The 7,843-nt window shown below is 44.9% G+C and carries 8 protein-coding genes; 2 read left to right on the top strand and 6 right to left on the bottom strand.

From position 1 onward, the window contains the following. On the bottom strand, positions 1-268 hold a 268-nt coding region (locus BM003_RS11650; RefSeq protein WP_177184766.1), incomplete at its 3' end, for a helix-turn-helix domain-containing protein. A gap of 175 nt (positions 269-443) precedes the next feature. Here BM003_RS11650 and BM003_RS11645 point away from each other — a divergent pair. Beyond that, positions 444-1,013, top strand: coding sequence for a helix-turn-helix domain-containing protein (locus BM003_RS11645; protein WP_370646029.1), 570 nt, complete (start codon positions 444-446; stop codon positions 1,011-1,013). A 175-nt stretch (positions 1,014-1,188) separates the two neighbouring features. Further along, complete coding sequence (locus BM003_RS11640; RefSeq protein ID WP_093673261.1) at positions 1,189-1,755, top strand: biotin transporter BioY; 567 nt, start codon at positions 1,189-1,191, stop codon at positions 1,753-1,755. A gap of 58 nt (positions 1,756-1,813) precedes the next feature. On the opposite strand, the gene BM003_RS11635 is transcribed toward BM003_RS11640, so the two are convergent. The 5 genes from BM003_RS11635 to BM003_RS11615 form a co-directional block, all read right to left on the bottom strand. Beyond that, on the bottom strand, positions 1,814-3,004 hold the full coding sequence (locus BM003_RS11635; RefSeq protein WP_093673273.1) for an aminotransferase-like domain-containing protein: 1,191 nt from the start codon (positions 3,002-3,004) through the stop codon (positions 1,814-1,816). Between the two features lie 21 nt (positions 3,005-3,025). Beyond that, positions 3,026-4,528 carry a MocR-like pyridoxine biosynthesis transcription factor PdxR gene (pdxR, locus tag BM003_RS11630; protein WP_093673259.1) on the bottom strand — a complete coding sequence of 501 codons (1,503 nt, stop codon included), beginning with the start codon at positions 4,526-4,528 and terminating at the stop codon, positions 3,026-3,028. A 333-nt stretch (positions 4,529-4,861) separates the two neighbouring features. Further along, complete coding sequence (locus tag BM003_RS11625) at positions 4,862-5,326, bottom strand: GNAT family N-acetyltransferase (RefSeq protein ID WP_093673257.1); 465 nt, start codon at positions 5,324-5,326, stop codon at positions 4,862-4,864. A gap of 15 nt (positions 5,327-5,341) precedes the next feature. After that, positions 5,342-6,349, bottom strand: coding sequence for a D-2-hydroxyacid dehydrogenase (locus BM003_RS11620; RefSeq protein WP_093673255.1), 1,008 nt, complete (start codon positions 6,347-6,349; stop codon positions 5,342-5,344). After that, positions 6,346-7,545 (bottom strand): pyridoxal phosphate-dependent aminotransferase, encoded by a 1,200-nt coding sequence (locus BM003_RS11615; RefSeq protein WP_093673253.1) that lies wholly within the window; start codon positions 7,543-7,545, stop codon positions 6,346-6,348. Before BM003_RS11615 ends, BM003_RS11620 begins: the two co-directional genes overlap by 4 nt. Positions 7,546-7,843 lie beyond the last annotated feature (298 nt).

The raw sequence follows: 7,843 nt of genomic DNA, 5'->3' as shown, positions 1-7,843 counted from the left end.
GGTCATAAGCCTTGGAAAGGTTCTTTAAGCTATTCTGTAAGGCAAACTTATCCGGCTCTTTGAGCCAAGGCAGCTCGGCTTTGAGCTGCGTCAGGGCTTTACTGCAGGTGTTATAGGTTAAGCCCTTCCCGGTTTGTTTATAGGTCTTTTCCCAACAGTCTAAAAAATGATTGTAGACAAACCGGCTGCATCCAATGGACTTATTGATTTGAACGGCTTGTTCTTCCGTAGGGAAAAGCCGAAACTTAAACGCCTTTTGGATGAGCACAGCCGTTCCTCCTTTTTTGTAAAAAATGGTTACCTTAAATATAGCACAAATGTTCGTTTTTTTACAAAAGAAGGGCGTCCTTACTCATGACTGAAGTCACGAGTAAGGACGCAGGAAATCAAGTATATATTAATTTATCTTTTGTATATTAAAATGTACCAAGGAGATGATAGTCTTGCAGAACAACCCTTGGGAAGACGGCAATGCCGGTAAGCGAATTGGAGCCAATCTGCGCCAATTTCGGACAAGCCGAGGCATGAGCCTTGAGCATTTGGCGACCAAGATCGGTATCAGCAAACTTACACTCATGAACGTTGAGCGCGGTGACGGCAACCCAACCCTATCCGTCATTTGGAAGATTGCGAACGGGTTGAATATCCCGGTCAGTGCGCTTCTGTCTATAGAGTCCGATGTGTCAATCGCGCGCAAAGAAGACAGCATGAAGCTAGCCAGCTCAGATAAGATTTTTGTTGCCGAACCCCTCTTCCAATCGCATGGACTCTATGAATTATATCGCGGTTACCTTCAGCCGAATGCCGAGTATCCATCCTCCGCACATCAATTTGGCGTAAACGAATACGTCACTGTCATGTCCGGCGAATTGGAATTGGAAGTGGGCGGTGAAACGTATCATCTAAACGCGTATGATTCGATTAAATTCAAAGGCGATCTGGATCATAAATACATTAACCCTTCTTCAACACTAGCCATCCTGCATTTTGTTATATCCTATCATTCCATGTAGTGAAGCCCCCTCTAAAAAGAGTTGGGTTTTTATTTTGGCTTATTGGTGTGCATCTGTATTTTAATTCTGAAATCAATACACCTGCGATTTAATAAAAAAATATAGTAATTAGCCTCCATGTATGTTAACCTATTATTCGCTTGGGTTAACATATAAACGAAGGAGCTTATTCATTATGAATCATACACGATTAAAGAACCTAATTTTATGCGCACTATTTGCGGCAATTACTGCTATTCTCGCGCAGATCACCATTCCGTTACCCATTATTCCGATAAGCGGTCAGACGCTGGCTGTTGGACTTACCGCCACTGTTCTCGGAAGCAGATATGGCACAGTATCAATGATTGTTTACGCCGGACTCGGTGCCATCGGCCTTCCTGTTTTCGCAGGAATGAGCGGCGGATTCGGCGTTATTCTTGGGCCATCCGGAGGTTATATTACCGGATTTATCGTTGCCGCACTTGTTACCGGATTGATTCTCGAATACACGAAATTCACTACACCAATGGCGATCATCGCCAACATTGTCGGCATGTTCATCACCTTAGCAATCGGCACGATCCAATTGAAATATGTCCTCGACCTTTCTTGGGCGAAGTCATTGGCTGCCGGTGTTTATCCATTCCTCATTGTGGGTGTGGTTAAAGCAGTCATCGCCAGCGTTGTCGGCATTCAGGTTCGCCAGCGCCTGACCAAATTTGGACTATTGAAATCCGGAAATCAGCAAACAACAGCTTAACTAAGCGTAAAAAAACAGCTCTCAGGCGGTACGATCCGCAGAAGAGCTGTTTTTTCGTTCACACGAGCATCAACGTTTCATTTAAAACGTTTCCGATCCGCTTCATGCCCTCAACAATTTTTTCTTCAGACATGTTCGAGTAGTTCAATCTGAATGCGTTGATCTTTGCATCATTTGGGAAGAACGAATCCCCCGGCACGAAGGCAACCTTGTTGTCCAAACACTTCTTAAATAAATTTTGGACGTTAATCTCTTCAGGAAGCTCCACCCAAATGAACAGTCCGCCTTCGGGAGCACTGTGCTTGAGTTGTTTTGGAAAAAACGCATCAATGCATTCCATCATTTTTTCCCGACGCGCGCGGTAGACACCCTTAATTTTTTGAATATGCTCCTCCAGATCAAACAGCTCCATGTATTTTGCCGTGACTCTTTGCGCAAAGCTATCTGTATGCAGGTCGGTCGCTTGCTTGAACGCAACGTATTTGTTAAGAATGGATTCATCAGCACAGATCCATCCCAGACGCAGGCCAGGAGCGAAGATCTTTGAGAAGGTGCTCAAATAGATCACTCTGCCCTCGGTATCGAAATGTTTTACAGGTGGCAGATCCTTCCCGACAAAACGAATCGCACCGTACGGATTATCTTCTAATATCACAATGTTGTATTGATTCGCGAGTTCGACCAGCTTTTTTCGTCGCTCAAGCTTCATCGTTCGTCCGGTCGGATTCTGAAAGTCAGGGATTGTGTAAATGAATTTAGCATTTGGATTCGCTTGGAGCGCCAGCTCGAGTTCATCCATTCTCATACCGCCATCGTCCATCGGCACTTCGACAAATCGCGGGCTGTACGCCTTAAACGCATTGATCGCCGCAAGGTAAGTGGGGCTCTCGCAGATCACAACATCTCCTTTGTCCAGAAACAGCTTACCAGTCAAATCAAGCCCTTGCTGAGATCCCGTGAGAACAAGCAAATGTTCCGGAGTCGTGACGATTCCAAGAGTACGCATCCGCTCGGCAATAGCCTCACGCAGCGGAAGATAACCTTCAGTTGTACTGTACTGAAGCGCTTGTTCCCCTGCTTCATCGAGCACCGCCTCACAGGCTGCTTTAATACCTGCTACCGGAAATAACTCAGGCGCCGGAAGCCCACCTGCGAAGGAAATAATTTCAGGCTGCTCTGTTACTTTTAATATTTCTCGTGTTGCTGAATTGGATACGCTTCTCGCGCATTCTGAAAAGTTAAGTTTCATCATGGGATCTTCCTCTCTTTTTTAAACGATTGGGCGTACGCCGGTTTCCTTATCTGATGGCTCATTCTGCACACTTAGCTTCTTTATCGCCTTAATGAGCAGGTTCAGCCCTTCAGTCAAGCGTTCTATCGTCTCATAGGTGTAATTCAATCGCAGCCAGTGCTCCCCATCGCTTTCTTGAGGGAAAAACACCGTTCCCGGCGTATAGATCATTCCTTGATCCGCGCATAACGCAAGTAATTTCTTTTGCGGTACAGAGTAAGGAATTCGGCACCATAAGTAAAAGCCGCCTTCGGGAGGTTCAAAATGAACGAGTCCCTTTTCTTCGTTAAGCACTTTAATAGCAACGTCCCTTTTCTTTTTATAGATCGGCAGAATCTTTTTGAGATGTGGTTCATAAAGTCCTTTTCTGAGATATCGGTTAATCAAGATCTGACTATCCGTATTCACATGCAAATCGGTAATCTGCTTGAGCAGCACAAATTTTTTCATGACTGGCTCCGGCGCAACAACCCAGCCGATCCTTAAGCCTGGAAAAAGAACCTTCGATAAGGTACTGAGATAGATCACATATCCATACGGATCAAGTGCTTTAAGCGGCGTCAATTTTTCTTGATCAAACGCAATATCTCCATAAGGATCATCCTCAAGAATCGGCACTTGAAAATGATACGCCAATTTCAGCAGCCCCATTCTTCGTTCCATGCTCATCGAAACACCCGTTGGATTATGAAAATTAGGGATTGTATAGATAAGTTTAGGCTTATACCGTGCCAACTGTGCCTCGAGGATGTCTAGCCGAATACCTTCCTCATCCATAGGAATGCCAATAATCCTTGCGCCTGTTGCCCTAAAGCATTGAATCGCCTGCAAAAAAGTTGGTTCTTCAACAATAACCGCATCACCGGGAGACAAGAATGTTCGCGCCGCGAAATCAATGCCCTGCATCGATCCGGTCACGATCATTGTTTCTTTTGCAGTAACGGATAAGTTGCGAGAACCCATCAATTGGGCAATACTTTTGCGGAGCGGATAGTAACCTTCAACAGGACATAAATTCAGATGATCACTGTCGATCGGCAGCTCATTTTGAATTTCTCGAAGCTCATCGACTGGATACAAACTCGGATCGCCGATACCTGCCGCAAGAGAAATCATATTGCCTTGATTGCCGATATACATGATCTCACTCACCGTATCGCTAACATTGGTGATTTTTTTATCGAAGAGCGGATACCAAGACATCGGAAAAATAAGCGGTTCCGATCCATTCGTTGCAGGAAGTTTCCTTTCAGTGACCACAGTCCCTTGTCCAACTCTGGACATCACGAGCCCCAATGCTTTGAGTTCTTCATAAGCCTTGATGACAGTTGTTCGGCTAACGTGATGATCATCCGCCATCTTTCGTTCAGGCGGTAAAACAAAGCCTTCCGGAAGAATTCCCGACAGTATTTGTTCCTTAATTCGATTCGCCATTTGCAAATAGACAGGCATCGGATCCTCTCGGTTAATCTCCAGTCTCATAGCTGCCTCCTTTTTTATTAAGTATGAAAAGTGATTATTCTTATCATATCCATACCAATGTCCTCCGAAAAGATCCAATTGGATCTAATGCTGTGAATCCAATTCTGATGAAAAAAATTGTTCAAATCTAGTGCATAGTTGACGAACTGTGAAGCATAAAAGTTTAAAACGATTTATAACGTCATACTGGGACTCAATCCGGGAAACTCGGCATTTAATCCGGAAAAAATCCAGAACTATAGGATAGACATGAAGATCTTTTCGAATACAAAAATCACGCAGTATATGATCTGCGTGACGCATTTTTCCTTCACTTAAATAGTTGTTGTTTGTTTACACGATCCGATGAGCAGCTTTTCTGTATACCTTGAAATCTTGCTTCCTATAAAATAGCTCTGCTGCTTCGTTGTCCGCCCAGTAATCAAGATCAATCTCATTTATCCCTTTGTTTTTGGCCATTTGACAAATGTAGCTCATCAAAAAAGTCCCATAACCCTTTCTGCGTTCGGTTCGCATGATGCAGAATTGATGAATCTCGAGTGCAGTTCGAGCTATCATAAACGGATTTTCTTTTCGACTCAAAGCTTGAATCCAAGCATAGCCTGCGATTTGACCTTCATCTTCAATCACTAAGAACGTTGAATCAGGATCACTGGCGATGACCCTTTCATACCATTGACGAATTTCATTAAAACGATACGGCTTAAAGTACTCAGGATACAGCTCGGCATGTAAGGCTTGAACTGGTTCATTCAGCCTGGCGATCAGTGCGGCATCCTTTGTTTGTACAATCTCCATGAGCTGACCTTCTTTTTAGCTTTCAACAGCCACTTTGTTAACTTGATGCTCGCTCCGACCTGTTTTCAAAATTGCGAGCACATCATTCAAGCTGATTTCAACCATATTCTGCACCGCTAGATTTGTGTAAAAACCGATGTGCGGCGTAATTAATACATTTGGCATCGCGCGCAGTGTTTTCAGCTGCTTGCTTGGAATATCCTTGCCACGCAAATCCTGATTGAAGAAGTGTTCTTCGCCGTCTAATGTATCTAGCGCAGCTCCGGCAACTTTTTTATTAGTCAACGCCGCAATCAAAGCATCTGTGTCAACGACTGGTCCGCGTGATGCATTCACAAGGAACGCGTCGCGCTTCATTAACGCAAGTGCATCCGCGTCAATCAAATGGGTGGTTGATTCCATCAGCGGAACATGCAGCGTTACAACATCCGCTGTCTTCAAAAGTTCTTCTTTTGAAACATAGTTGAGCACGTCACGCAAATCATCACGTTCAACGATATCATTTGCGATCACTGTCGCGCCAAGCCCTTTAAACAGGCGGGCAACCGTTCCGCCGATTCGTCCGGCACCAATAACGCCGACAGTCAGTGAGCGGATTTCCCGTGCTTGAAGTCCTGCCCATCGAAAATCCTGTTCGGCACCTCGCGCGTCGAACAGCGGCAGATTGCGGATCAGCCGCATCGTCTGCGTTACGGCCAATTCTGCAACAGAATTCGGCGAGTAGGCCGGAACATTCGTCACAGCCAAACCATGCGCCGTCGCCTGTTCAAGATCAACCATATCAAAACCCGCGGTTCGTGATGTGAGCTGCTTCAAGCCGAATTTTTCCAGAGTCTCATAGATCACCGGATCACTAATACGATTACGCTGCTGAATGACGATGCCATCATAACCCTTGACCCTCTGCACGGTTTCCGCATCCAGTTCCAAATCGTTAATGTCGACGTGAACACCGGTTTTCTTTTCCCAATTCCTAATTGCTGCTTCCTCATCGTCTCGTACACTGAACATAATCACTTTCATCGCTGCACGCTCCCTTGTTCTTCACTAATAGTCGCCGCATAGTTTGCGATTCGACTCATCGCTTCCGTCAACTGTTCCATACTTGCCGCATAGCTGATTCGAATATAGCCTTCACCACCGGGGCCAAAAGAACCGCCGGGTATCACAGCGACCTTAGCCTTGTATGCAAGATCCGTACAGAAATCAAGACTTTTTTGAATCATGGTTTCCGGAATTTTGGCGAACAGATAGAAAGCGCCCTCCGGCTTCACGCAAGCAAAGCCGGCTTTGCTCATTTCTTCATAAACAAAATCGCGCCGTTTTTCATATTCCACACGCATTTCCGCACCGTCATCCATTCCATTTTCAAATGCTTCCTGAGCCGCGTCCTGGGCCATCGTTGTCGCTGAGGTAATTGTGAACTGATGAATCTTGCTCAACTCCGTCGTAATCGCGGCCGGTGCACAAATGAAGCCGATTCGCCAACCGGTCATCGCATGCGATTTTGATACACCGTTAAGCACGATTGTTTGTTCCGGCAGATATTCAGCCATGGAAACATGGTGTTCGCCATAGGTGAGCTCACTGTAAATCTCATCACTAATGACAAAAAGATCATGTTTTTCCAAAATTGCTGCGAGTGCCTTCACATCTTCTCTGCGATACGTCACACCGGTTGGGTTGGTCGGGAAATTGAAGACGATCGCCTTAACCGCGTCACCATGTTTTGCAAGTGTTTCTTCGAGTAATTCAGGCGAAAGAACAAAACCATTTGATGAGGTATCCATGAATACCGGTTCCGCTTTCGCTAGAATCGTATCCGGAATGTATAAAGGAAAAATCGGTGTCGGAATCAGCACCTTATCGCCAGGATTCAAAATCGATGTGAGCACGGTGTAGATCGCTTCCGTCGCACCGGCGGTAACAAGAATTTCGTGATCCGGATTGTAAAATAAATTATATTTTTCCTTGAGAAAATTGCTGATTGCTTTTCTTAAACCCGGTGTTCCTGCAGGCGGTGCATAGTGGCTCCGGTTATTGTCAATGCTGCGTTTTCCCGCTTCTTTAATATGCTCGGGCGTGTTGAAATCCGGTTCGCCAAGTGTCAATTTAATGATATCCGGGATTCCTGAAATATCCTGATCGAATTTCAGAATGTCCGAAGGCTTAAGCAAGTTCAATTCCGTTTTCATTTTGCCAACTAATGAGTGGGTCATTTTTCGTTACCTGCCTTTTATAAAATTTTTGTGCGAAAAAAATCACCCACGGCTTCAATAACCGTGGGCGATCGGAATTTCTCGCGATAAATGAAAACCACACGGATTATTGATTCTTAATCCATGTGGTTATTTTTCCAAGTTAAATCGTACCGCCTTGGCTTCCGCATGGATGCAACCTTCTGCTGAAGTGTTTGCACCCTGTTGAAGCGAATGCAAACACTAACGAAAGAAACCAAAGTAGTAATAAAAGTTATTCAATTGGAGTTTGCCTGATTTGATCATGACTTAAAACTCC

This window comes from Sporolactobacillus nakayamae, assembly GCF_900113325.1.
Taxonomy (GTDB): Bacteria; Bacillota; Bacilli; order Bacillales; family Sporolactobacillaceae; genus Sporolactobacillus; species Sporolactobacillus nakayamae.
Note: the sequence above shows the minus strand (reverse complement) of the source record. Positions and strands in the feature narration are given on the sequence as shown.